23 protein-coding genes are annotated in these 24,248 nt (G+C 69.1%); 11 read left to right on the top strand and 12 right to left on the bottom strand.

Going from position 1 to position 24,248, the window contains the following annotated elements; genetic code table 11:
* The first annotated feature begins 124 nt into the window (after window positions 1-124).
* The 3 genes from OHS59_RS19460 to OHS59_RS19450 all read left to right on the top strand — a co-directional run bounded on the left by OHS59_RS19460 (window position 125) and on the right by OHS59_RS19450 (window position 3,881).
* Window positions 125-817: a response regulator transcription factor gene (locus OHS59_RS19460; protein ID WP_328494678.1), complete on the top strand. Its 693-nt coding sequence runs from the start codon at window positions 125-127 to the stop codon at window positions 815-817.
* Between the two features lie 189 nt (window positions 818-1,006).
* Window positions 1,007-2,035: a type I glyceraldehyde-3-phosphate dehydrogenase gene (gap, locus tag OHS59_RS19455; protein ID WP_328494677.1), complete on the top strand. Its 1,029-nt coding sequence runs from the start codon at window positions 1,007-1,009 to the stop codon at window positions 2,033-2,035.
* Between the two features lie 127 nt (window positions 2,036-2,162).
* A complete protein-coding gene (locus tag OHS59_RS19450) occupies window positions 2,163-3,881 on the top strand; it encodes a sensor histidine kinase (RefSeq protein ID WP_328494676.1) in 1,719 nt (572 codons plus the stop codon).
* A 72-nt stretch (window positions 3,882-3,953) separates the two neighbouring features.
* On the opposite strand, the gene OHS59_RS19445 is transcribed toward OHS59_RS19450, so the two are convergent.
* Window positions 3,954-5,060 carry a universal stress protein gene (locus OHS59_RS19445; RefSeq protein ID WP_328494675.1) on the bottom strand — a complete coding sequence of 369 codons (1,107 nt, stop codon included), beginning with the start codon at window positions 5,058-5,060 and terminating at the stop codon, window positions 3,954-3,956.
* A gap of 339 nt (window positions 5,061-5,399) precedes the next feature.
* Here OHS59_RS19445 and OHS59_RS19440 point away from each other — a divergent pair, with 339 nt between their 5' ends.
* Entirely contained in the window at window positions 5,400-5,822 is a 423-nt protein-coding gene (locus OHS59_RS19440) for an Hsp20/alpha crystallin family protein (protein ID WP_328494674.1), read from the top strand.
* 200 nt (window positions 5,823-6,022) lie between these two features.
* On the opposite strand, the gene OHS59_RS19435 is transcribed toward OHS59_RS19440, so the two are convergent.
* The 3 genes from OHS59_RS19435 to OHS59_RS19425 all read right to left on the bottom strand — a co-directional run bounded on the left by OHS59_RS19435 (window position 6,023) and on the right by OHS59_RS19425 (window position 9,556).
* Window positions 6,023-6,514 (bottom strand): hypothetical protein, encoded by a 492-nt coding sequence (locus tag OHS59_RS19435; RefSeq protein ID WP_328494673.1) that lies wholly within the window; start codon window positions 6,512-6,514, stop codon window positions 6,023-6,025.
* Window positions 6,515-6,709: 195 nt separating this feature from the next.
* Window positions 6,710-9,043 (bottom strand): heavy metal translocating P-type ATPase, encoded by a 2,334-nt coding sequence (locus OHS59_RS19430; protein WP_328494672.1) that lies wholly within the window; start codon window positions 9,041-9,043, stop codon window positions 6,710-6,712.
* Window positions 9,044-9,097: 54 nt separating this feature from the next.
* Window positions 9,098-9,556 carry an OsmC family protein gene (locus tag OHS59_RS19425; protein ID WP_328494671.1) on the bottom strand — a complete coding sequence of 153 codons (459 nt, stop codon included), beginning with the start codon at window positions 9,554-9,556 and terminating at the stop codon, window positions 9,098-9,100.
* 212 nt (window positions 9,557-9,768) lie between these two features.
* On the opposite strand from OHS59_RS19425, the gene OHS59_RS19420 reads away from it, so the two are divergent.
* The 4 genes from OHS59_RS19420 (at window position 9,769) to OHS59_RS19405 (ending at window position 14,268) form a co-directional block, all read left to right on the top strand.
* Complete coding sequence (locus OHS59_RS19420) at window positions 9,769-9,990, top strand: hypothetical protein (RefSeq protein ID WP_328494670.1); 222 nt, start codon at window positions 9,769-9,771, stop codon at window positions 9,988-9,990.
* Window positions 9,991-10,047: 57 nt separating this feature from the next.
* A complete protein-coding gene (locus tag OHS59_RS19415) occupies window positions 10,048-10,923 on the top strand; it encodes a universal stress protein (protein ID WP_328499277.1) in 876 nt (291 codons plus the stop codon).
* Between the two features lie 241 nt (window positions 10,924-11,164).
* Window positions 11,165-11,890, top strand: a complete 726-nt coding sequence (locus OHS59_RS19410; RefSeq protein WP_328494669.1) for an HAD family hydrolase — start codon at window positions 11,165-11,167, stop codon at window positions 11,888-11,890.
* Window positions 11,887-14,268: a glycoside hydrolase family 65 protein gene (locus OHS59_RS19405; RefSeq protein WP_328494668.1), complete on the top strand. Its 2,382-nt coding sequence runs from the start codon at window positions 11,887-11,889 to the stop codon at window positions 14,266-14,268. Before OHS59_RS19410 ends, OHS59_RS19405 begins: the two co-directional genes overlap by 4 nt.
* A gap of 113 nt (window positions 14,269-14,381) precedes the next feature.
* On the opposite strand, the gene OHS59_RS19400 is transcribed toward OHS59_RS19405, so the two are convergent.
* The 4 genes from OHS59_RS19400 to OHS59_RS19385 form a co-directional block, all read right to left on the bottom strand.
* Window positions 14,382-15,863: a hypothetical protein gene (locus tag OHS59_RS19400; protein WP_328494667.1), complete on the bottom strand. Its 1,482-nt coding sequence runs from the start codon at window positions 15,861-15,863 to the stop codon at window positions 14,382-14,384.
* Window positions 15,856-16,806, bottom strand: a complete 951-nt coding sequence (locus OHS59_RS19395; RefSeq protein ID WP_328494666.1) for a hypothetical protein — start codon at window positions 16,804-16,806, stop codon at window positions 15,856-15,858. The genes OHS59_RS19400 and OHS59_RS19395 overlap by 8 nt, the downstream gene beginning before the upstream one ends.
* A 323-nt stretch (window positions 16,807-17,129) precedes the next feature.
* Entirely contained in the window at window positions 17,130-17,792 is a 663-nt protein-coding gene (locus OHS59_RS19390) for a hypothetical protein (RefSeq protein ID WP_328494665.1), read from the bottom strand.
* A gap of 337 nt (window positions 17,793-18,129) precedes the next feature.
* Window positions 18,130-18,651: a hypothetical protein gene (locus tag OHS59_RS19385; RefSeq protein ID WP_328494664.1), complete on the bottom strand. Its 522-nt coding sequence runs from the start codon at window positions 18,649-18,651 to the stop codon at window positions 18,130-18,132.
* A 460-nt stretch (window positions 18,652-19,111) separates the two neighbouring features.
* On the opposite strand from OHS59_RS19385, the gene OHS59_RS19380 reads away from it, so the two are divergent.
* On the top strand, window positions 19,112-19,450 hold the full coding sequence (locus tag OHS59_RS19380) for a helix-turn-helix domain-containing protein (RefSeq protein ID WP_328494663.1): 339 nt from the start codon (window positions 19,112-19,114) through the stop codon (window positions 19,448-19,450).
* 249 nt (window positions 19,451-19,699) lie between these two features.
* Here the strand turns inward: OHS59_RS19380 and OHS59_RS19375 are convergent, their stop codons facing one another.
* The 3 genes from OHS59_RS19375 to OHS59_RS19365 form a co-directional block, all read right to left on the bottom strand.
* Window positions 19,700-20,059 (bottom strand): hypothetical protein, encoded by a 360-nt coding sequence (locus OHS59_RS19375; RefSeq protein ID WP_328494662.1) that lies wholly within the window; start codon window positions 20,057-20,059, stop codon window positions 19,700-19,702.
* A 163-nt stretch (window positions 20,060-20,222) separates the two neighbouring features.
* Window positions 20,223-21,377: a helix-turn-helix domain-containing protein gene (locus OHS59_RS19370; protein ID WP_328494661.1), complete on the bottom strand. Its 1,155-nt coding sequence runs from the start codon at window positions 21,375-21,377 to the stop codon at window positions 20,223-20,225.
* 32 nt (window positions 21,378-21,409) lie between these two features.
* On the bottom strand, window positions 21,410-22,060 hold the full coding sequence (locus tag OHS59_RS19365) for a hypothetical protein (protein WP_328494660.1): 651 nt from the start codon (window positions 22,058-22,060) through the stop codon (window positions 21,410-21,412).
* Between the two features lie 489 nt (window positions 22,061-22,549).
* On the opposite strand from OHS59_RS19365, the gene OHS59_RS19360 reads away from it, so the two are divergent.
* Together OHS59_RS19360 and OHS59_RS19355 are read left to right on the top strand one after the other, a co-directional pair.
* Window positions 22,550-23,041: a hypothetical protein gene (locus OHS59_RS19360; protein ID WP_328494659.1), complete on the top strand. Its 492-nt coding sequence runs from the start codon at window positions 22,550-22,552 to the stop codon at window positions 23,039-23,041.
* Window positions 23,042-23,223: 182 nt separating this feature from the next.
* The gene (locus tag OHS59_RS19355) at window positions 23,224-23,799 is read left to right on the top strand and encodes a hypothetical protein (RefSeq protein ID WP_328494658.1); all 576 of its coding nucleotides are present in this window, start codon (window positions 23,224-23,226) and stop codon (window positions 23,797-23,799) included.
* Window positions 23,800-23,865: 66 nt separating this feature from the next.
* Here the strand turns inward: OHS59_RS19355 and OHS59_RS19350 are convergent, their stop codons facing one another.
* The gene (locus tag OHS59_RS19350) at window positions 23,866-24,204 is read right to left on the bottom strand and encodes a hypothetical protein (RefSeq protein ID WP_328494657.1); all 339 of its coding nucleotides are present in this window, start codon (window positions 24,202-24,204) and stop codon (window positions 23,866-23,868) included.
* Between the last annotated feature and the right edge of the window lie 44 nt (window positions 24,205-24,248).

Genomic DNA, 24,248 nt, shown 5'->3' with positions numbered 1-24,248 from the left:
TGGGGAATCGGGGCCGACCGGCCCTGGTCGTTCGTCCCGGATGCGGGAAGGATCTAGAACCAGAAGAAGCCGGTACGCGCGAGGGTGCGGACATCGGCGTCCGGCGCACGAGAGGGAGCATCCGATGGCGGACAGCGAGCGGCCCGGCCCCGACAGCCCCATCCGGGTCTTCCTGCTGGACGACCACGAGGTGGTCCGGCGCGGGGTGCACGACCTGCTGAACGACGAGCCGGACATCACGGTGGTCGGCGAAGCCGCAACCGCTGACCAGGCGCTGGTACGCGTCCCCGCCCTACGGCCTCATGTGGCGGTCCTCGATGTCCGCCTGCCCGACGGGGACGGTGTGACGGTGTGCCGGGAACTGCGCTCACGCATGCCGGATCTCGCCTGCCTCATGCTGACCTCGTTCGACGACGAGGAGGCGCTGCTCGACTCGATCATGGCCGGGGCCTCCGGTTATGTCCTGAAGCAGATCAAGGGAGCGGACCTGGTGTCTGCGGTCCGCGTGGTGGCCGCGGGCCAGTCACTGCTCGACCCGAGCGCCGCCGCCAGGCTGATGGCCCGCCTGCGCGCGGGGGACCGGCCCAAGGAGGAGCCGGACGCGCTGCCGGGCCTGACCGAACGGGAGCGGGAGATCCTGGCTCTGATCGGCGAGGGCCTGACCAACCGCCAGATCGGCCAGCGCCTCTTCCTCGCCGAGAAGACGGTGAAGAACCACATCTCACGCCTGCTCGCCAAGCTCGGCGTGGAGCGGCGTATCCAGGCCGCCGTCATCGCCACCCAGGCCCAGGACAGGATCAAGAACGAAGGACACTGAAGCCCTGAAGCCCTGCCGCACTGAAGGCCCCAGGCACGAAAGCCCGCAGTCCCCGCACAGGTACCGAGCAGTGGGCCGCAGGGCCGAACGGCCTCCGGCTCGCCCCCGTAAGGCCCAAGCCCCACCCGGTCCACCACCCGCACGCTGGCAGCGCAGACAGACACGGGACGGACCGGAAGGACGACGGACATGAGCGTGCGGGTAGGCATCAACGGCTTCGGCCGCATCGGACGCAACTATCTGCGCTGCGTACTGGAGCGCGCGGAGACGGGCGTCGGCACGCCGGTGGAGGTCGTGGCGGTCAACGACATCACCTCGCCGGCGGCCCTGGCGCATCTGCTGGAGTTCGACTCGACGTACGGACGGCTGCACCGTGCCGTCGAGCACGACGACACCTCGCTGACCGTGGACGGCCACCGCATCGCCGTGACCGCCGAGCGGGACCCCGCAGCCCTGGCCTGGGGCGACCTCGGCGTGGACGTGGTCATCGAGTCGACCGGCCGTTTCCGCACTCGCGAGGACGCGGGCCTGCACCTGAAGGCAGGAGCGCGCAAGGTTCTGCTGTCCGTGCCGGGCAAGGACGTCGACGGCACGATCGTCATGGGTGTCAACGAGAACACGTACGACGCCCAGCGGGATCACGTCATTTCCAACGCCTCGTGCACCACCAACTGCGTGGCGCCGATGGTGAAGGTGCTGCACGAGCAGTTCGGCATCGTCAAGGGTCTGATGACCACCATCCACGGCTACACCAACGACCAGGTCGTCCTGGACGGCCCGCACAAGGACCTCCGCCGGGGCCGCAGCGCCGCTGTGAACATCATCCCCACCAGCACCGGAGCCGCACGTGCGGTGGGACTCGTCATGCCGGAGTTGGCGGGCACCCTGGACGGTATCGCCGTACGCGTCCCTGTCGAGGACGGTTCTCTGACCGACCTGAGCGTGGTCCTGGAGCGGCCCGCGTCGGCGGACGAGATCAACACGGCGTTCCGGGAGGCCGCGGACGGGCCGCTGAAGGGCGTTCTGCGGGTGTCCGACGCCCCGATCGTCTCCCGCGACGTCGTCGGCGACCCCGCCTCGTGTGTCCTGGACGCTCCGCTGACCCAGGCGCACGGCGAGCTGGTCAAGGTCTTCGGCTGGTACGACAACGAATGGGGCTACACCAACCGGCTGCTCGACCTCACCGAGTACGTCGCGTCCCGGCCGCCCCTGGGCTGACGGGGCCGGGCGGGCTCCGGGCCCGGCCACCGGACTAGATCCGTTCCCTCTCGCGCACCGGACCGATACCGTGGACATGACCGGAACGGTTGCCGTCCGCGCGCAGAGGGACCTGGAGGATCATCCGGTGGGTAGCTCCGAGGATTCCCCTCAGGCCCGCGTACGGCTGCCGCAGCTGAAGCTGGACGAGCTGCTGGAAGAACTGCAGGCCAGGCTGGACGCCGCCCGCAGTACGCGCGACCGGGTGCACAGCCTTCTGGAGGCCGTGCTCTCCGTCGGCCGGGAGCTGGACCTGGAGCAGGCGCTGTACAGCATCGTGGAGGCCGCGGCCGTGCTGGTGGACGCGGAGTACGCCGCCCTGGGGGTCATCGGACCGGACGGCAAGCGGCTTTCGGCCTTCCACACGATCGGCATCAGCGAGCAGCAGATCGCCGAGATCGGCCACTATCCGGAGGGCCACGGCATCCTGGGCGAGCTCATCCGCCATCCCGAGCCCCTGCGGCTGGTGAAGCTCTCCGAACACCCGGCCTCGTACGGCTTCCCGGCCCACCACCCGCCGATGAACACCTTCGTCGGTGTTCCGATCCGGGTGCGGGAGCAGGTCTTCGGCAACCTCTACCTGACCGAGAAGCGAGGCGGGGCGCAGTTCGACGAGGAGGACGAGTCGGTCCTGTCGACGTTGGCCGTGGCGGCCGGTGTGGCGATCGACAACGCCCGTCTGTACGAGGAGTCGAGGCTGCGTGAACGCTGGCTGCAGGCGAGCGCGGAGATCACGCACTGTCTGATGTCCGGCAGAGACCGCGGCGAGGTCCTCGGCCTGATCGCGGAACGGGCGAGGGAGATCACCTCGGCGGCGCTGGCCGTGGTCGCCCTGCCCATGGAGAACACCGACTCGCTGACGGTGGAACTCGCCATCGGAGAGGGCGCGGAGGCGCATCGCGGACTGGTGCTGCCGGTGGACGACAGCCTGATCGGCCGTGCGTTCTCCCAGGCCGCTTCGGTCGCCAGCCTCGACATCTCCGCCGAGGAACGGGCGTCCTCCGACCGGATGCGGTTCACCGGGCTCGGCCCGGCGGTCGCCGTGCCCATCGGAGCGGGCGAGCGGGTGCGAGGGATCGTCCTGCTGGTGCGCGAGTCCGGCCGGGCGGAGTTCGCCGGGAAGGAGACCGAGGCACTGCAGGGCTTCGCCGCACAGGCCGCGGTCGCGATGGAGCTGGCGGAACACCGGGAGGACGCCGAGGAGATCGCGGTGCTGAAAGACCGTGACCGGATCGCCCGCGACCTGCACGACCTCGCGATCCAGCGGCTGTTCGCCACCGGCATGACGCTGCAGAGCGCGGGCCGATTCATCGAGCACTCCGAGGCCTCGGAACGCGTGGTGCGGGCGGTGGACGACCTGGACGAGACCATCAAGATCATCAGGTCGACGATCTTCGGTCTGCGTTCGCGCGGCGGCCCCACGGCCCCGGGCCTGCGATCCCGGGTGGTGCGCGTGGCCGGGGACGCGGCGCCGGTGCTGGGCTTCGCGCCCAGCCTGCGGATGGAGGGCCTGGTGGACACCCAGGTCACCAAGGAGACGGCCGACCATGTGGTGGCCGTGCTCTCCGAGGCCCTGACGAACATCGCCCGGCACGCCCGGGCCACCCGCGCCGCGGTGGTCCTGGAGACCGACGGCCGCGAAGTCCGTCTGACGGTCTCCGACAACGGCGTGGGCATTGCGCCCGAGGGCCGCCGCAGCGGCCTGAGCAACATGGCCGAACGGGCCACGCAGTTGGGCGGCGAGCTGGAGCTGAGCAGCCCCGACGGCGGCGGTACGACCCTGGTGTGGTGGGCGCCGGTGGGCTAGCAGTAGGACGCCGGGAGCGGTCTTCGCCGGACGAGGAATGTCAGGCTTGCCCCGGGAGGCACTGCTCCCACGTCATCGGTGGCCGTCGAGCGTCATCGGTGGTCGCCGAGGCCGGCGTGGTGGACGTATGCCGATGCCCCGGCCGAGGCCGAAGTCTCCGACCACACTGCGGCGCGAACCCAGGGGCCGCCTTCCTGGCCACGCGCGGGTGACGAGGAAGAGTCCACGGGCGTAACGAGCGGCGGCCCTCCGCGTCAGCCTTGACAGCCGGCTGACGCGTGGTCGCTCGTTGGGGAGCCTTCGTCCGCCCGGTCGTGGAACGACGACGACCGGGCACGTGCTGCGATGAAGTGCCTGATGTACGACCCTGCCGAGCAGTTGCCCGGCCGTGCCCTTGTGACCGCGAGTGCCGACGACGAGTTCCAGGGCGTCCGCGGACTCTCGGGACAGGACGTGGAACGGGCGACCGCGGATCACTTCTTGCCGCACCTCCACGTGGGGGTAGGCGGTCTGCCGGCGTGCCACGGTTTCGGACAGGAGCCGACGGCATTCCCGGAGGGTCGCATGTTCGTCCAGGACACCCAGGAGCGGCGGGTGCCACGCGTACAGCACCCGCAGTGCGGTCCGGTGCCGTGCGGCTTCCTCGAATGCCTGATCGACCACGGCCTCCGAATGCGGGCGTCCGTCCCAGCCGATGTTCACCCCGGCGACGATGGGAGACGGCTGCCGTCGAACGGCCTCGGCATCTCGTACGACCACCACTGGACAGGCGGCCTGCGCGATGACCGGCAACGCGACGGAGTGCCTGCCGAAGATGTTCTCCCGGGTGCTCGGGCGCCGCGAGCCAAGCACCAAAATCGTTGCCGTACGCGTCTGTCGGCGCAGGACCGGTACGGGTGCGTCCCGGACAAGGAGCACGGAGACTTCCAACTCCGGATGGCGGCTGTACAGCCATGCGACTTCCTTGCTCAACGCGCGTTCCGCCGTGTCGTCGCGGGTGGGTGAGCCGAGTCTGGGACGAAGTCGCGCTCGCCGGGGCGCGTTCCGGACGGCGGGCCGCTGAAGGCCGACGACCAAGCGCAGAGGAAGGCGGCGTCGGCTGGCTTCGGCGGATGCCCAGATCATGGCCGTCCGATTGGACCGACCAGGGTCGATGCCGACTACAACCGGGTTCGTCATGATGTGTTCCCCTCTCCCCACCAGGTGTCTCGTCCGACGCTTCCACGGCGAGAGTGCGCCATGGAGAAACGCCCTTCTTTCCGGGCGGCCGTACAGAACGACGACGCTCCCTTGCAGCCTGTCGACATGACAGCCGTTTGGCCAAGGGGCTTCCAGCCCCGGCCCCGGCCCGGAACAGGCTCGCGTTTCCTACGGCCGGCCGGCTCGGTCCGCCACACACGTGATTTGTGCCGCGCGGCCCGTCGATCGGCCGACCGGAACTCTTACAGGCCCGGTCGGCCCCTGCGCGTGTGGGATCCGGGGGGCGACGCTGGGAGTGTCGAAGAAGAGGAGGGAGACATGAGCGGCATGATCGAACGGCTACCTGGCTGGCCGACTCTGCCCGATCTGTTCGGCTGGATGGAAACCGGCTTTCCCGGGGCGCACACGGCTCCGGGGACGCACGGAATCCGGATCGAGGAACGCCTGATGGAAGGTGCGTACGCGCTGCGAGCCGAGCTTCCGGGCATCGACCCCGCCAAGGATGTCGAGATCACGGTCACAGGGGGCGTTCTGACCCTGCGTGCCGAGCGCAGTGAGGAGACGACGGAGAAGCACCACACCGAGTTCCGCTACGGCACCTTCACCCGCGCCGTCCGGCTGCCGGCCGGGGCGAAGGGCGACGAGGCCACCGCGGAGTACAAGGATGGTGTCCTGACCATCACCGTACCGGTGCCCGACACGAAGACGGGCACCAGGACCATCCCGGTACGGCACGTCTGAGCGCCGAAGCGCGCTGAGCCGCACCACGTCTGCGCGGCCGGACCGTTCGCCCGGCCGCGCACACCTATGTCTTCCCACCTCGGGATGCGTTCCGTCGGTCGTTCGTGGGGACGCGGACGCGAAGAGCACCGGCGCGCCTTTTCACGTCGCGCCGGTGCCGGAGAGCGATCAAGGGGTACGGGCCGGTGGGGGCCGAACCCCTACACGTCGAGGTGGATGCCGGAGACGAGTCGTGTGTCCAGGTCGGACCGGACCGTCAGGTGTGTGCGGTGGACCCGCTCACCGGAGTCCCGCCAGGTGAGCGTGACGTGAGTCCAGCAGTGCCCCATGCCGCTGTCGTTGTGGACGACCTTCCAGGCCATCGGGACCCCCTTGGCACGCAGCACACCGTCCTTGTGGTGGGTGGATTCCCAGCGGGCCAGGGATCGGCGCAGCTCGGCAGTAAGGTAGTGGCCGCGCAAAGAGTCGGCCAACCGCCCTCGGCCGGAGTCGTACAGGACGTCGATGTAGGCGCCGTAGAAGTCGGCGACCCGGTCGACGGTGGACTGCGGGCTGCCTCCTCGGCCAGGAGCTGTGGCCGAGGAGACCGGGGCGTCCGCCCGATGGCCGGTCGCCGTGGCCGGCGCCGACGCCCCGAGGGCCAGGAGCACACCGCCCAGCACGAGACGGCTGAGGACGCGGGACGTTGTCATGCCGATCTCCCCCTTTCTCACGGAAGAGCCGAGACGTTCCTCAACTCGATTACAACGCGTGGGAAACGTGCCGACTGTGGGCCGACCGGCCCGACGATCGAGGCCGTTCGGCATGCGATGCCGTTCGTACCGGGGAGGGCGGCGGGGCGCCACTGCCCGGTACGTCACCGACTTGCCGGGCCATACGGTGTGCGGTCATGGGGCGAGGGAGAAGTAGCTCTCCTCCTCCTGGGTGAAGTGCAGGCGCAGCACGGTGTGCAGCCCGTAGAGGCAGGCGCGCAGGTCGTCGAGTTGCTGCGGCGCCAGGTGTCCGTCTGCGCCGGCGAGCGTGAGGTGGGTGGCGACGCGCTGGGCGAGCCGTTCGATCTCCGCGTGGGCACGGCTCATGGTTGCTGTCGCCTCGGGCCCGCCGAGGGCGGGGGCGAGCGCCGGATAGAGCTGGTGTTCCTCGGCGTACTCGTGCGGCAGCAGCCGTTCGGTGAGCAGCCGGTGGGCCGTGCGGACGGAGGAGAGGGCCTCGGGGCCGGGGCCGTCGGACAGGCGGTCCGCGGCATCTCGTACGGCTCCGAGAACGTCCTGGAGGTCGTCGTGTTCGGCCGCGAAGTGGTGGATCAGGGCTTCCGTGGCGGGCTCCAGGGTCGGCCGCGCCGAACGGTCGATGCGGAGGGCGCGCAGCGCGTTGAGGATCACGGCGACGTCGATGCCCTCCTGGAGCAGAGCGCCTACGGCGGGCGGCAGCAGGCCGAAGGCGGCCGCCGTCATGGCGGCGAGGGACAGCAGCATCCCGCCGAGTGCACTCTGCACGGCCAGTCGCCGGGCGCGTACGGCGATGGAGACGGCGTCGGCCAGCCGGTCCACGCGGTCCGTGGTGAGGACGATGTCCGCAGCCTCGGAGGAAGCGGTGGAGCCGTGCGCCCCCATGGCCACGCCGATGTCCGCGGCGGCCAGCGCCGGCGCGTCGTTGACGCCGTCGCCGACCATGACGGTGACCGTGTGGTCGCGTTCGGCGCGCACAGCGGCGACCTTGTCGGCCGGGGTGAGCTCGGCGCGCACGTCGTCGAGGCCGAGCACGACGGCTGTCTCGCGGGCCGGCTCCGGTCGGTCGCCGGTGAGCATCACAAGGCGGCGAATACCCGCCGCACGCAGGCGGCGTACGGTCCTGGGGGCATCGTGGCGCAGGGGATCGCGGAGGAGGACGGCGCCGACGGGCCGGTCGTCCACGGTGAGCCATGCGACCGCCGCTCCGTCGAGGAGCGCGCGGTTGTCGACCGAGCGTGTCCAGGCCGACGCGTCCACGCGGACGTCGAGACGGCCGACGGCCGTCCGGCGGCCTGAGACCACACCGGAGGGTCCCGTGCCGGGCGTCTCCGAGACGTCGACCGGCACGGTCAGTCGCAGGCCACGCTTCCGGGCGGCGCGTACGAGGGCCCGGGCCAGAACATGTGGGGAGTACTGGTCGAGCGAGGCGGCCAGGCGCAGGACCTCCGCCGGATCCCAGCCCTGCGCCGCGGTCACGTCCAGGACCTGCGGGTGACCGCTGGTGACCGTGCCGGTCTTGTCGAGCAGCAGGGTCCGCGCCCGGCCCAGGTTCTCCAGAGCGCCGCCGTCTCGGATCACCACACCGAGCCGAGAGGCTCGCGACAGCCCGGAGACGACCGCCACCGGCGCCGCCAGGAGGAGCGGGCACGGTGTGGCGACCACCAGGACCGCCACCGCCCGTACCGCGGAACCGCTGATCAGCCAGGCCAGCCCGGCCGCCGCCACGGCCAGGGGCAGGAACCAGGCCGCGTAGCGGTCGGCCAGGCGCACGACGGGAGCGGATTCGGCCCCGGCCTGCCGGGCCAGCCGCACGATCCCCGCGTACGTGCTGTCCTGCTCGGTGGCGGAGGCGCGCAGCTCGAAGGCGCCACCCGCGTTGACCACACCGCTGCGGACGGGCTGGTCCGGCCCGCGCTCCACCGTCCGTGACTCCCCGGTGAGCGGCGACTCGTCCAGCACGGCCGGGCCGGCGACCACGAGGCCGTCGACGGGGACGACCTCGCCGGGGCCGACGACCAGCAGGTCACCGACGGCGACCTCGGCGAGCGGTACCGCCACCACCTCGGGCCCGACGCGTCGGCGGGCGGTGCGCGGTACACGTTCCAGCAGGGCGCGCAGGTCGTGGGAGGCCCGCCGCTGTGCGGCGGACTCCAGGGTGCGACCGGTGGCGAGCATCAGCGCTATCAGGGCACCGGCCAGGTATTCGCCCACGGCCAGTGTCCCTGCGAGCGCGAGGACGGCGATCAGGTCCACCCCGGCGTGGCCGCGGCGCAGCGCGGCCAGCACCCAGGCCACGGCGGGTCCGACGGCCGCGACGGTGCCCAGCCCCCAGCACAGGTCGGCCGGACCGGTGGCACCGGTCAGCCAGAAGACACCGCCTGCCGCGAGGGCGGCGGAGGTGATGGCCAGAACAGCCGCTTCCGGCCTGGGCGGCCGGAAACGCGCCGCCGGGGGACGGCGCGGGACTTTGTCCGGAAGGAAGCGTTTCATGAGGTCCTCGCTCAGCGTCCGGGAGTGTTCACGGGACTCGGCGTCCGGTAGTGCTCACGGGACGAGCTCGATGTCGATCTCGGGTGGTTGGTGCAGTGTGTTGTGGACGGTGCAGTGCGAGGCGACGGCGAGCAGAGCGGCACGGCGTTGTTGGGACAGTCCGGGCGGCGGTGTGATGCCGAGACGGACGGAGGCGACCCGGGCCGGACGGTCCTCGGCCATGGCGAACTCCGCCCTGACCCGCAGCCCCGTGCGGTGCAGGCCGTGGCGTGTGAGGTAGCGGCCGGCGTAGAACGCGACGCAGGTGGCGAGGGACGCCGCGAACAGTTCGACGGGTGTGGGCGCGGTGTCCGTGCCACCCGCGTCCGTGGGCTGGTCGACCAGCAGGTGGTGCCCACGGACGTCGGCCTCGTAGACGTCGCCGTTGACGTGGGCGACGTCCAGGGTGTGCGCGTTTGCCCGTGGCCGCCGCGGACCGGCGGTCCCAGGCGTGTGCGGGGCTGTCTTCGACATGGCGGTTCCTCCCCAGTGGATGGCTGCTGCCTTCCAGCCGAGCGCGGACGGCGCCGCACAGCGAGAGGCGTACGGGGCGGAGTTCGACCCCATCCACCAAGGACGTTCGACCCAACGGACCGTACCGACCGGCTCAAGTGCGCAGACACGCAGCGGAGTTGGATGAAGGTGGGAGCGATGCCAGACGCATGGCTCCCCAGGAGGTGACAGTCGTGCGTACGACACTCACGCCGGACTTCTACCAGTTGTTCGCTGTGCTGCTGGTCGTGGCCGTAGCCGTGCTGCTGGTCACGGTCGCGGTGACCGACTCGTTGTTCCTGCGGCTACGCGGTCATTGGCCCCTTCGTCGGCGGCCGACTCCCCGGACGATGCCGAGCGTGCCCGACAAGGGCCGAACAGCCCCTCGTACCACCCGGACACCGGTGCCACGGTGACAGTGGTCCCTTGTCCGCGGTGGAACGACCCGACTCGTATGGAAGGCGGTGGCCATGATGGAGCTGCCCCTGGTGGTGGGAGTGGACGGATCGGAGTCCAGCCTTCACGCGACGGACTGGGCGGTGGACGAGGCGGCCCGCCACGGTCTGCCGATCCGCCTGGTGCACGCAAGCCTGTGGGAACGCTACGAAGGCGTCGAACAGGGCAGGGACGCCGGACGCCCGTCGGAGCAGGCAGCTGCCGAGGCCCTTGTCGCATCCGCTGCCGAGCGCGCCCGGCAGCGTGATCCGTCCGTGAAGGTCTCCACAGAGGTCGTGCCGGAGGACGCGACGACCGCGCTGCTGCAGGCGGCCCGCAACGCCTCGGCCCTCGTCACCGGCTCGCGCGGTCGCGGCGAGCTCGCGGGGTTGCTGCTGGGCTCGGTCGGTCTGGCGGTGGCCGCCCGTGCCCACTGCCCGGTGATCGTTGTCCGCGGGGACAAGGCCGCACTGGAGGCGACGCACGAACGCATCCTGCTCGGTGCCGGGGATCCGGCGGCGAGTGGTGAGGCGGCCCGGTTCGCGTTCCGCGAGGCGGAAGCGCGCGGGTGCGCGCTGGATGTCGTACGGGCCTGGCGGTGTCCCGCGTACGAGAGCACCGACCATCCGAGCATGGCGGGCGAACCGGAGCACTACCACGAGCAACGGGCCTCGGCGCTGCTCGACGCAGTCGTCCACGACGGCGTCGCGGACCACTCGGCGGTGCGGGTGCGCAGGACCACGGTCGAAGGGCCGGCCCGCAAGGTGCTCCTGCAGCGCTCGGCGGCCGCGGACCTGGTCGTGGTCGGGGCCCGGCGCAGGCACGGCCACTTCGGCCTGCAGCTCGGCAGGGTGGGACACACGCTGCTGCACCACGCGGACTGTCCGGTGGCGATAGTGCCCCAACAGGCGTGACCGTGGAAACAGTGCACGAGGAACCCGGTCCTCTCACCCCTCCTCACTCAGGAGCACACATGACCGTCGTCCGACCACCGGGCAGCACCGGATCCGCCCGCACCTGCCGACGCGGGGCACGGGACCGTACCGGGGCAGGGGCCCCGCAGGCCGAGAGGGCGGCCGGAACCGACCGCCCCGCGGGACAGCCGTGACCTCGCCCGCGGCACGGTCCGGGCCCGCAGGCGATGCCCTCGCCCCCGTGCTCCGGAAGGTCCGGGCCGTCGTCCTCGACACCGACGGGGTGATCACCGACTCGGCCCGGGTGCACGCCGCCGCCTGGAAGACGGCCTTCGACGCCTTCCTGCGCGCGCACCCGCCCGAGGACCCCCACCAACGGCGACCGTTCGACGAGCGGGACGACTACCTGCGGTACGTGGACGGCAAGTCCCGTCTCGACGGCGCCGCGGCCTTCCTCGTCTCACGCGGTCTCGATCTGCCCGCCGAGACGGTACGGGAGGTGGCCGCCGACAAGGAGGAGCTGTTCACCGACCGGCTCCGCGAGCACGGCATCGACGCCTACCCGGGGACCGTACGCCTGCTGCGCGCCCTGCACCGGAGGGAGGTGCCCCTCGCCGCCGCGTCCGCGTCCCGCCACGCAGGTGAGCTCCTCACCCGGGCCGGAGTGCTCGATCTCTTCGACACCCTGGTCGACGGCGGGGAGGCAGCCCGGCTCGACCTGCCGGGCAAGCCGCACCCCGCCCTGTTCCTGGAGGCGGCCCGCCGCCTCGGCGTCCCCGCTGACCGCGCCGCCGTGGTCGAGGACGCTCTGGCAGGGGTGGAAGCGGGCCGTCGGGGAGGCTTCGCCCTGGTCGTCGGAGTGGACCGCACGGCCGTCCCCGGCACACGGGAGGCACTTCTGCAGCACGGCGCCCACCTCGTCGTACGGGATCTCGGAGAGCTGATCGGGACGGGAGAGGCGAAGTGACGGACGGGACCTGGGCGTACGAGGGTTACAACCCCGCGGACGAGCGGCTCAGGGAGTCACTGTGCACGCTGGGCAACGGATACATCGCCACCCGTGGGGCGCTGGCGGAGTGCGCGGCGGACGACGTGCACTACCCGGGCACGTACGCGGCCGGCTGCTACAACCGGCTCACCTCCGAGGTGGCGGGGCGCCGGGTCGAGAACGAGGACATGGTGAATCTGCCGAACTGGCTGCCACTCCGCTTCCGCCTGCGGGGCGAGGAAGGACCCGGCCCCTGGTTCACCCCGGACACCGCGACCGTGCTCGACCACGGCCAGACCCTGCACCTCGCGTCCGGCCTGCTGGAACGCCGGACGCGGTACGCCGACGACGAAGGCCGCACCTTCGCCGTACGCCAGCTGCGCCTCACGCACATGGCCGACCCTCATCTGGCGGCCCTGCGCACCGAGTTCACCGCGGAGAACTTCTCCGGCGACCTCGACGTGGAGGCGGCCCTCGACGGCGCCGTCACCAACGCGGGCGTGGCGCGGTACCAGGACCTGGACGGCCGCCATCTGACGCATGTGCAGACGGACACCGCGGGCCCGGACACCGTCTGGCTGCGCTGCCGTACGCGTACGTCGGACATCCGTGTCGGTATGGCGGCCCGGCTCACCGCCGACGAGCCCGTGGCGATCCGTCATATGTCCCTGAGCGCCGCGCAGCGCACACGCCTGCACCTCGTTCCCGGCCGCACGGTGACCGTCGACAAGACCGTCGCCCTGCACACCTCACACGATCCCGCGATCAGCGACCCTCTGCGGGCCGCGGTCGACCGAGTGACCGGGGCACCCGGCTTCGACGACCTGCTGGAGTCGCACATCACGGCCTGGGACCAGCTGTGGAGCCGGGCCCGGCTGGACGTGCCGGGCGAGGCCGGCGGCATCCTGCGGCTGCACCTGTTCCACGTGCTCCAGACGCTCTCCCCGCACACCGCCGACCTCGACGTGGGCGTACCGGCCCGGGGACTGCACGGTGAGGCCTACCGGGGGCACGTCTTCTGGGACGAGCTGTTCGTCCTGCCCTATCTCAACCTGCACTTCCCCGAGGTGTCCCGCGCGTTGCTCCGCTACCGGCACCGACGGCTCGAAGCGGCCTGCCGTGCAGCCCGGGAGGCCGGCCGGACAGGCGCCCTCTACCCCTGGCAGAGCGGCAGCGACGGCCGCGAGGAGACCCAGGAACTGCACCTCAACCCCCGCTCCGGACGCTGGCTGCCCGATCACTCCCGGCTCCAGCACCACGTCGGATCGGCTGTGGCGTACAACGTGTGGCAGTACTGCCAGGCGAGCGGGGACACCGAGTTCCTGCACACCAAGGGCGCCGAGATGCTCCTGCAGATCGCCCGCTTCTGGGCGGACTCGGCCACGTACGACGAGAGTCTGGGACGGCACCGCATCCGCGGGGTGGTCGGGCCCGACGAGTACCACGACGCGTACCCGGACGCGGAGAAACCAGGCCTCGACGACAACGCCTACACGAACGTCACGGCCGCCTGGGTCCTCACCCGCGCCCTCGAAATCCTGCGGAACCTCCCCGAACCGCGCCGACGCGAACTCGTCGAACGGACGGCTCTTGACGGCGGCGAACTCGAACTCTGGGAGGACGTGTCCCGCACCCTCCACGTGCCCTTCCACGACGACGTCATCAGCCAGTTCGAAGGCTACGGGGCGCTCGACGAACTCGACTGGGACGGCTACCGCAAGCGGTACGGCGACATCCGCCGTCTGGACCGGATCCTGGAGGCGGAGGGCGACTCCGTCAACCGCTACCAGGCATCCAAGCAGGCCGACGTGCTGATGCTCGGCTACCTCTTCTCACCCTTTGAACTCCAGGAACTCTTCGGCCGCCTGGGTCACCGCCTCGACGAAACCACCTGGCAGCGCACGGTCGACCACTACCTGAGCCGTACGAGTCACGGCTCGACCCTCAGCGGCCTGGTGCACGGCTGGGTGCTGGCCCGGGCCCGGCGCGCCGAAGCCTGGCGGTACTGCCAGGAGGCACTTCGGGGCGACATCGCCGACCTGCAGGGCGGCACCACGGGGGAAGGGATCCACCTGGGCGCCATGGCCGGCACCCTCGACCTCGTTCAGCGCGGACTCACCGGCCTGGAAACCCGCCAGGGCGCCCTGTGGCTCGACCCGGTTCCCCTGCCGGAACTCTCCTCCTACGGCTTCGCCCTGCGCTACCAGGGCCACTGGGGTGTACGGCTGCGCATGGAACGGGGAAGCCTGGATCTCACCGTGCCCTCGTCGGACCGGCTGCCCATCGACGTCCGGCTGCCGGACCGCGCGGTGTCGGTACGGCCGGGGGAGACCTGCCGACTGATACTGCCCGGCTGACTGCCATGTCACAGTCTCCAGTTGTCCAGGGCCGCGAAGAAGGTTCAGTTCAGGCGTCCATGGAAAAGGCGACGAGGCGGGCGTTGAGCAGGCCGCTCATTCTTGCGCCAGTGCTATGCGGACTTCTGCCCGCACTTCACCGCTCGTGTGACTCCTGAGCTCTCCAGGAAGATGCGTCTACTGGTGGCGTTCTGGGCCAGGGCGAAGCCGAGAGTGAAGACCTTCTGGCGCTCGAGGCCGTAGGAGATCATGCGGTTGTTCCACATGCTCTGATCCAGCTGGTTGTGTACGGACTCGGAGTCGCTGCGGTAGGGGTAGAGCCGCTGGTGGGCGAGGGTGGGCTCCGGGATCTGCTGGAGGTACTCGGCGCGGTGGAAGTCGCGTTCGGTGTCGCTCTTGAATCGACGGCCGGTGTCCGGGTCCGTGCCGGTGCGGTCGTCGGGAGTCGTGGTGATCCCGACTTGGACGCGGTAGGGGTGGGCGCCGTGGCGGCAAGGGATGTGCAGCAGGTGGTACCAGCGTGACTTGGTACGGCCCTGGCGGTGTTCGAGGCGGCTGACGGGGACCGGTAGTAGGGTGCTCGTTCCGTCGTCGAGAAGGACGCGCTCGGCGATGCGGCCCTGGTCGCACCACAGGTCGTGGCGGCAGCGCCCGAAGCGCAGGAGCTCGTAGGCGCGTGGCTTGACTGAGCCGTGCTGCTTGTTGATGACCAGGAGTCCGAGGCGGGCGAGGGCGTCGCGGTGGATACCTCGGAATGCTCCGTCGTAGATGACGCCCATGCAGCCGGGCAGCAGTCTGCTGAGCTGTGTGAAGGACCGTACGGCGACGGCGGCTTCGTCCTCGTATTCGCCGCCGGCGACGTGCCGGACGGCCAGGATGACGCGCCGCCAGTAGCCGTCGTCCCGGGCCGAGGCGAAGAACCACTTCGTGCCTCGCGCGAGGCGTTTCTCCTTCTCGCCGTTCTCGTAGTGGAGGCGGGCAGCAGGGTCGACTCGGTGTCTGCGTTTTTCCCCGGTGGTGGTGTCGACGGTGAAGGCGTGTTCCGCTTTTGAGGGCGCTTTGGGGACAGTAGCGTCACCGACGAGGAGCCGGCGTCGCTCGGGTCTTACCCAGTTGCGTGTGACGTCTTCAGGGAAAAGTCCCTGGTGAAGGGCCTGTTGGATGGCACGCTGCTCAAAGACGTCTTGGAGGATCTCGATGCTGGGGGCCAGGAGATTCAGCTCGGCGTACTGATATTGGAAGCGGCTCGGCGCGGTGAGTGGCAGCAGGGCTGCTGCGGTACGTCCGGCGTTTCGTCGTACGGAGGCGCGGACACCCCTCCACTGCGCGTCGTCCAGGGTGCCGACGGCGGAGCGTTTGGAGCCGGTGACGGTCATCATGGCGGAGAGCAGGAGGTAGACGACGGCTGGGTACTGGCGGGGGCAGCCGCGGCTGGCGGGCGCGGGCAGATGTTCGGCCATCTCGTAGATGAGGGGTTCGTTGAGGCAGTCCCCGATTCGCTGCTGCTGGTTGCGCTGTTCCTTGTCGCTGAGCTGGCGCTTTCTGCGGGACCGGAGGTGCTGAGGAAGAGCGTCGCCGAAGATGTCGTCAGGCACGGAGGACCTCCTGCTCGTCCTCGGAGATGGTGGTGTGCCAGTTGTGACCGATGACGGCGGCGGCGCGGTCCAGGGAGCGCAGGCCGAGACGACGGGCAGCGTCCTCGATGCGCCCGGTGCGTTCGAACTCCGCGACCGCGGCCCAGGCGGTGACCGAGGACGGCTTGACGTCTTCCTCGTCACTCAGGCCGATGCGTTTGAGCAGGTCACCCAGGGCGACACACGCGCGGGCCTGTAGGTAGGCATCCGAGCCGTGCCGGTCGGAGACGGCGAGGCGGGCGTTCGGCGCGGACTCCTTGCGGAGCTGGCGTGCGCTGACGAATCTGGCCCGGCTGGCCAGGACGTTGAGGCCCCAGTCGTCCAGGGGGCACCAGCGCGCGTCCACTTTCGTGGAGCCGTGCATCCACACCCGGCGCCGGCCGATGTCGAGATCTCGTACGCGGATGTGCCCGATCTCCCCGCTGTGACCACCGGCCAGCGCGAGTGCGGCAGCGGCCCCGTGGCGGCTGGGGCGGGTGACGAATGACGCACGATGGCGCAGATCGATGACCTCGTCCTCGGCGAGCGGCCGGACACCGCTGATCGCGCGGGCGGGCAGGACGATGTCCCGGGCCGGGTCGGCGTCGCTCAAGCCGAGTTCGCGCAGAGTGCGGTAGGCGGTACGGACCACCGAGCGGCGCAGCCGCATGGTGGCCGCCGCGGAGTCGGTGACGTGACCGTGGCGACTGCGACCGCGGGCGGTGACGAAGTCCTCCGCCAGATCGGCTGTGACGTCACCGAGGACGACGGCGCCGCGCAGTTGCAGGTAGCGCTCGCAGCGTTTGAGCAGCAGGCCGAACTTGTCCAGGGTCTGCTCGGTGAACTCGCCGTGGGCGGCCATGCTCTGCCAGGCGTCCTGAACACGGTCGAACGCGTACGTGAGAGAGGGGTCGTTTCCCACCATGAGGGCCCTTCGCCGGGGTGGCACCAGCACAACCGGCTCCGATCCCCGCACGACAGGAGGCAGAAACAAAGGGATTAAAGCGGTTGAAACAGTGGTGTTCCGTACATGCGACACTCTGGGCATGGATGATCTCCGCGGCAACAGGAAGAGCGTGAAAGGGTGACGCCGCGCTGGCAGAGCGAAGCGCGGCGCGGCCATGTCGTTGTGCACCGCGTCGGCTGGGCGGCGTGAAGGGAATGTCCGCGCACGACGGAAAGCGTCAGCGGACGCTGCACCGGAGCGGGGTTCTCGACGCCCGCCCCGGTCTCAGCGGGGCGGGCGGATCAGTGCTCCGCCTGGCTCTGGGTCTTCGGGGTGAGCGACGCGAAGACTGTGCGATAGGCGTCCATCAGCGCGATGAAATCGGCATCGGGCAGAGCGGAGAACTGCTCGGTGGGCGTGTTGAGCAACGGGTCAAGGACTCCGAACGGGCCGGCGGCGGTCTCGGGGCCCGAGGTCGTGGAAGCGCGCTGTGAGGAGGGAAGGGTGAACAGCCCATGCTCGTCACGGTCGAGGAGTAGCGCGTACGCCATCCATTCCGTCAGATACAGCCCGCGCTCGCGCGGTCCGGGCAGTCCCGCGCTCAGGGCCTCGGCCAGCTTCGCGTCCTCCATCGGACCGGAAGCCAGCTGCTTCAGAGCACGCTTGTCGAACCAGCTGCCCTGCCAGTGGTCCCGCAGTAGGAGACGTGCGCGCGCTGTATCGGTGGAGCGCAGCCGGGCCAGTTTGGATCCGAGTGAGGTCAGGGTCCACCCCGATTTGCCAGTCCAGAGGATTCCCGTGTGACTGAGGAATGCCGAAGCGCGGGAGACGGTCTTGACGGAGATGCCCAGTTGTGAGGCGATGGTCTGCACAGCCACGGGGAGGCAGTCGGGTCCGCCGGCCTCAAGCATGATGTCGACGATCTCAAGCTGGCGCCGTGGGGTCAGACGCTCGGTGGGGAGCATGAACGGGCTCCGGTTGTTCGGCGCGGAGGATGTCACTGATCAGCACCCCCGGCAGCCACCACAGGGCGGACAGGGGTAGGGGCGGCGGGTCCGCCGACGGCGGAACGTATGAAAGAAGTCATGGTGGGCCCTCAAGTCATCGGGAAATATGGGTATTTCCTGGGGAGGGCCGGGCACGGGTTAACTGACACGCCACTGCGAGAACAGCTGGCCATGCCTTAGAGTTGACCCTGATACGTGGGCCCTCAGCTGACGTGTCACGGGCGCCGCTGGAAGACCTCGCGAGTATTCCGGCGGCGCCTATTTGCGCGTCACTAGGGTGATGCGTCTGTGCTCTCTAGGCGTGCCTCCGGTAGTCCGCCGGAATGACCTGCAAGCGGTAGAGACCTTTGCCGACGCGCTCGACGGTGCCCCGCTTGCGCAGATGGGTAAGAGATCCGCGAGTTGATCCTTTGCCCGTTTCCGGGCGGAGTTGTCGCACGCGTTCGTAGATCTCCGTAGATGGGATGACCTCTCCCACGTTCATGACATCTGCGATCAGCTGCAGGAGGGACCGCTCCTGGGTTCTCGGAGGATCTGCCGGAGCGGCGGGGCTGTCTGCCTGGGCGTCATCTTTTGAGGTGGCCTGCGCTGCGGTGGGAGCGAATCCCGCCGCGTACACTTCCGCCGCTTCGGCGGTGGACACGGCGGCTGTGTGCCGTTCCGTCGCGACACGCTGAGCCTGCAGCGCCTCGTGGAGAATACGTTCGGCCTCGGCCACCGCGCTATCGGCACGGACTCGCTTGGCCTGCTCGGCCTCCGCGACCTCTCGAAGCTTGGTGATGAACGGCTGCGTGGGCCCGCTGGTCGCGCTGCTCAACACACCCTCCCCATCCGTGTCCGAAGCGACGTGCGACACACCTTACCTGGCCTCCAAGCGGAACGCGCAAGCGCATGAATGATCGTGCTAACAAATGAATCTGACCAAGCATCAGGTAGTGCTCGACGGTAGTTGAAGCCCTGTGCGACCTGGTACTTCTTCGCCCCAATTCTCAACTCCGCGTAGAAATAAGGCAATTGTCTGCGTGGAGATAGCTGGGTACTCCCAACTGCCTGACAGGCAAGCGTTGTTGTGCGTCGACTCGATTTGCTGAGAGCATCGTTCCGGGCCTAGGAGCGCTGTCGCGTGAGCGGCTGTGCCAGGTGCGCTCGGGGGCCGAAGCCGGACGTCGTAAGGCGGTGGCATGGCGGCCTGGCCCCGGTACTTCCTAAGTGCCCGCCGGACTCGTGCTGCCCGCAGACCTGCCTACGCCTCTTTCGGCGCGTGGCACGATCGGAACATGCCCCGCAGTAACAACGACAAGCATCCTCTCTTCTACGTTGCGGAGGGCGACTGGCCCCATGTGGCCCTTGCCGCAGACGCCCCACTGAGCGCGCACTGCGGACTGCTGCTCGCGCTCGATCTGGAGCAGACGATGAGATCCCGCGACCTTTCGCTACGAGGTCTTGCGGAGATCGCCAGCGTTGCGCACTCCACGGTCGCCCGTGTGCTCAACGGTGACGTTCTTCCGGACATCGGCACCCTCACTCGGCTTGAGGACGCCCTGGACCATCAACTCTGGCCAGGCCCGTCAGCGGTCCGCGACGCAGCGGTTTCGGCCGGCCGAACCGTGGCCTGAATGCTGGCTGCGGCTCCGTCTGGCGGCAGCGGGTTCCGTGTCGCAGCGCATGGGCTCTTCGCAGTAGCGGCGCGAATCTGCCGGACAGCACTCAGCGTGGTGCGGCGCCTCGAACATGCCCCTGCCGTGCAGCCGGACAGCGAACACATCGCTGGCTGGTGACGCGGCCTGACGCGATGGTGGGCGCCGACGTCCGATGCCCCGTCCACGAACTGGCAGATCGCACCGGCGGCCGTATTCAGTTGCGGTTCACGCCAAGGCGATGTCCGGGGGGATGAGCTCGGGGAAGGCGCCTTCCCATACGGTGCGGATATGCCTGCTGATCAGAGGGCGTAGGTCGGGCCACTGGGCGATCAGCAGGTCGTGATGGAGGAAGGTGACGAGGTCGTCGCGCTGTCCTTCGGCCAGGACGGTGCGATAGAGGCTCATGCATTGTCGCGGTCGGCCGAGGTCATAGGCGCGCAGGCCCGACCACGCGATATGGAGCGGCAGCTCGACACGTCCGTCCACAGGGCCGATTAGATCCTGCAGAGAGGCCGGCAAACGGCACGCGTACCGCGTACGCAGCACGTCAGTGTCGGAAGGCGATGAACTGCGCTGCGGATCCATGCTCGAATTGTTCCGCACCGGTATGGCTCTTTCGGCCGCCCCATGGTCAGTGAGGCGGCCCAGGCGTCGGCTGTCTCCGGCTGCGGAACACTCCGTAGGCGGAGACAGCGAACCTCTGCCTGTACGTCGCCGAAGAACGGGCATCGACCAGGGACGGGCGGTGTCAGCGCACGACAGACAGCCGCGGCCGGTTGTCCGCCCCTTCGTGTCGTTGGCCTTGGCCATCCTGCGCGGTGACGATCAGACCGAAGATCAGGTCGTTGAGATCGGCAGGTCGCAGGTGCAGGTCACGGGCCACGTCCGCACGGCGGGTGCCCTCGTCGCGCAGGGCCGTGAACACCTTGCCCAGCACCTGGGAGGTTTCGCGGGCCACTCCGCTGCGCGGTTCCGCCTTGCGGTAGCCGAGGCGGCTGAGTTCCACGCAGTGGCTGCGGTATTGCCATTCGGTGGTCAGGCCCAGTTCGTGCAGCCGGTGGGCGAGCGCCATGGCGGCGACCTTCCAGCGGCGCTTGGCCTGCAGGATCCAGGTGGTGCTCGCGCCTCGCGGGGCGTGGGCGAGAACGTCGGCGCGGGGCATGAGGAAGGCGGCCGCGAACCGGTGGGCTTCGGCTTCGGCCTGCGGGCCGTGCGGCATCTGTTCCTCGCCGTGCAGGACGAGGTGCCCGAGTTCATGGGCGGCGTCGAAGCGCCCGCGTTCCGCGGTCTTCTCGGGGCTCAGCAGCACGAACGGGATTCCCCGGTCCCAGAAGGAGAACGCGTCGACCTCCGGGCAGTCCCGGGAGAGCGAGAAGACGCGCACGCCGTGTGCCTCCAGCAGGTGCACGGTGTGCGGAATCGGGGCGTGCCCCAGCCCCCAGCGGGCCCGCACCAGTACGGCGGCTTCCTCCGCCGGGCAGTCGGTGCCTGCGGCCTCCCCCGGATGAGGGATCTGGTCTTCCTCCGATCGCAGGCGGCTGAAGGAGGTCAGTGACGGCACGTCGGGAGCGGGCAGTCGAAAACGGGCGCCGATCCAGTCGTGCAGTACGCGGGCCAGCCGGCCGGAGCTTAGTGCGATGTCCCGTTGGGAGGCGGTCATCTTGCTCAGGGCACGGAAGCTCACCGAGTCCACCGTCAGCTCGGCGACTTCCTCGGCGCCGAAGAACGATTCGGGGAACTCCAGCGCCGCCGCGATCGCCCGCAGCGACGGCGGGCTGGGGTTGGCCCGTCCGTTCTCGAAGTCGGACAACCTGCGGGACGTCAGGCCCGCCATCTGGGCGAGACGGGTGACGGTCAGTCCTCGACGCTTGCGCGCCAGGACGATCCGGGATGCGGTGGTCATGGGAGAGGAACCAAAGGGTCGGAGCGGTCCGGTCAGGCCAGACGTTCGATGGGGATGTCGATGCCGCCCTGGTCGCCGGCGTCGTCAGCGAACGGAGCGAAGCCCTCGAAGTCGATCCAGGGCAGGATGATCCGTTCATGCCAGCTGCTGATCTTGCCACGACTGCCAGTGTTGTCGGGCAGTGAGAGCTCCGCGTGCAGGCGCCGCCCCTCATCGGTCTTCACATGCTGGTACAGCAGGAACCAGGTCGGTATGCCGTCGCCGACATCCTGCTGCTCGGGCTCCGCCTCGCTCTCGCCGAACAGCAGCAACTGCCGGTTCGCCTCCACCCGTTTCATCACCGCGGTCCCCTTCGGGTATCGGGTGGAGGGAGTGAGCGCGGCATACCCCGTCTCCTGGCTGCCGCTGGAGGCCGTCAGGGCGAAGTTGCCGGACGGCGCCACGAGCAACGGCACGTTGCTCGGGCTGGCACTGCTCCAGCCCTTGGGGATGTATGTCTCCCTCAGGAAGCGGACGGTGCGCCCCCAGAAAATGTTGCCGGGCAGGGAGACCGGATCCAGCGGCGTACAAAAGTTGCGTTCGGCCTCGGCGCGCCGCAGCGCGTCCCCGATCTCCTCGACCGACAGCCCCAACTCGGCAAGCCGATTGCCGATCCGGGGACTCTCCGCATGCACGACAGCCATGTCCAGCCTCTCCACGAACCAGTCGGGCTTCCGGAAACCCTCCCTCATTTGAGGTCGGAAATCAAGAAGTGGAGCTGGTCATCGGCCTCTCTGTGTGGATGTCGACTTCCATCCGCGCTCAGTCGACACGGTCTGCGGCGAGTTTGCCGCGAGCGGCCTGGATGCTGGGTTCGGCGTGTACCGCAGCGGCCGATCCTGACCTCGGCTCATGTTGCGTCGGCCTGCCTATGGCCACCTCGTACCGATTAAGGGTGAATCAATGGCATTTTGCTAGTCATGTTGCCGGGCCCGTGATCGAATCAGCCGCCAACAGGGGGCGCTGCCGCCCCCGCCTCAAGCGTCGTTTGGCTACGCAAAGGACGGCCGTTGCGCACCTTTATGAACGCCGTGGTCTGTTCGGCTGTAGTCGCAGGCACCCTTATGGCCTCCGCATTTGCCACTTCCGCCTCATCGCGAACGGCACCGTCGGTTCCGCAAGGTCTCCGCGTGATGTCCGACGAGGAGTACGCGCAGTCGTTCGGCGTGGATCGCGCCGAGGCTGAGGGGCTGACAGTGGATGTGCCCCAGCTGAGTCCGGCTCCGCCGCGCTCTGACGCCACCGCACGCGTCAGTCACTGGAGCGTGGTGAAGTTCGTCAGCAAGGACGGCGAGGGCAAGAACATTCCGACCCGGGAAGGCAACAGCAAGTTCGGCTGGCTGCACTTCTCGGGACCGCACAACATCCACGATCCCAAAGTGATCAAGATCGTGACCAGTGAGCGCCCGGAAAAGAAGGACGGAGCGCGCCGTGTCTACGGCGGCGTGCTGACCAACCGTCTCGGCGCGGTCCTCGCCCGGATCAAGGTGATCGCCCAGTACAGCTACAAGACCGCGGACGGCAACTACGCGCTAGCCGACCACAGCCACAAGATCGGAACGATCACGGCCTACTGTGAGCGGGTTGCGCGCAACAAGTGCCCCGATGCGGTGAACGAGACATGAAGTCCCCGCTCGCCGACGGCAGTCAGGAGTCCGTGCCGATGCAACGGTGGGACAACGCAGGAGTGATACGGCTGCAAGCCGCCCTTGTCCGGGGCATGCTGCGGTTCACGGCGACCCCTCTGGGGGGCGGCCCTGTCGTCCGAGGTGTGCTTCCCGTCCGGGACGGACGAGTGGTGGGGAGAGTGGTCGTCTGGGATGGCCGCATTGTCGGGACCTCGGTGGCCTACGACCTGCCGCTGGTGGACCAGCACGGTGACAACATCCCCGCCTTCGTGCTGGCCGCTACTCTGCGGCAGATCGTGCGGATGCGGCAGGAGCCCGACGTTCCACGGACGGCAGCGGACTCCGATCATGGTGGCGATGGCGACCGCGACGGGCACGGAATTCCCATTGTGGGTACGGAGGGGGTGGCGCGACTCTTGGAGGCTGGTCCGGAGCTCGATCTCACGGATGCCCTTCACGCGGCCGTCGCAGGTATCGTTCCGCCCGAAGAATCCGAACTCGCCGGGAAGCTGGGCGTGTGTGGCTTCCTTCTCCTTGACCAGCGCAGTGCGCGTCTCTACGTGACCGGTGAGGGATTGTCGGGAATGGTCGGTCTCGACGTGTCTCTTCGGGATGAAGAGGGAGCCGTGGCCGTGGGCATCACCGGTCTGGCTGCCGCCCTGCCCTCACTCATCGCCGACGATCAGTTGAAATACAACCCCTCGGACGCGGTGGACCCATATTGCTCGGAAGTTTTTGACCTGACCCACTGGTAGTACTTGGATAGATCCTCTTCAGACGTTGCAGCTTTCTTCCGTAAGTCTGGATGGCGTGGCTATGTGTCACGACGAAGGGTCGGGGCGCTTTTTGGTTTCTGCAGAGTCATGGAGCTCTGCAAGGATTCGCTTGATGTCCGTGGCCAACGTGGTGGTAGTGGAGACTCGGCCGGCTCGGACAGTCAGGGCACCCGGAGAGTCAGCCAGGTCAGCCTCCACCAGGTAGCCCACCTCCGAGAGGAGGCCGAACAGTGCCGCGTGCAGATGACGTCGGGCGGCTTCGTGCGCACGGTCCGCCTCACTCATGGGCCAACCCCGTAGCTGTTCGTCGGCTGCGGCGCGGCGCAGACTGCGTGAGACGAACCATTCGACGCCGACGGATTCACCGTGATCGGTCACCACCATGCCGTGAGCCCGATGGCGGTCGTCGCTGTCCGATTCTGGCAGTC

The organism is Streptomyces sp. NBC_00414 (assembly GCF_036038375.1).
Taxonomy (GTDB): Bacteria; Actinomycetota; Actinomycetes; order Streptomycetales; family Streptomycetaceae; genus Streptomyces.
The sequence above is the reverse complement of the archived record's forward strand: the minus strand, read 5'-3'. Positions and strand labels throughout refer to the sequence as shown.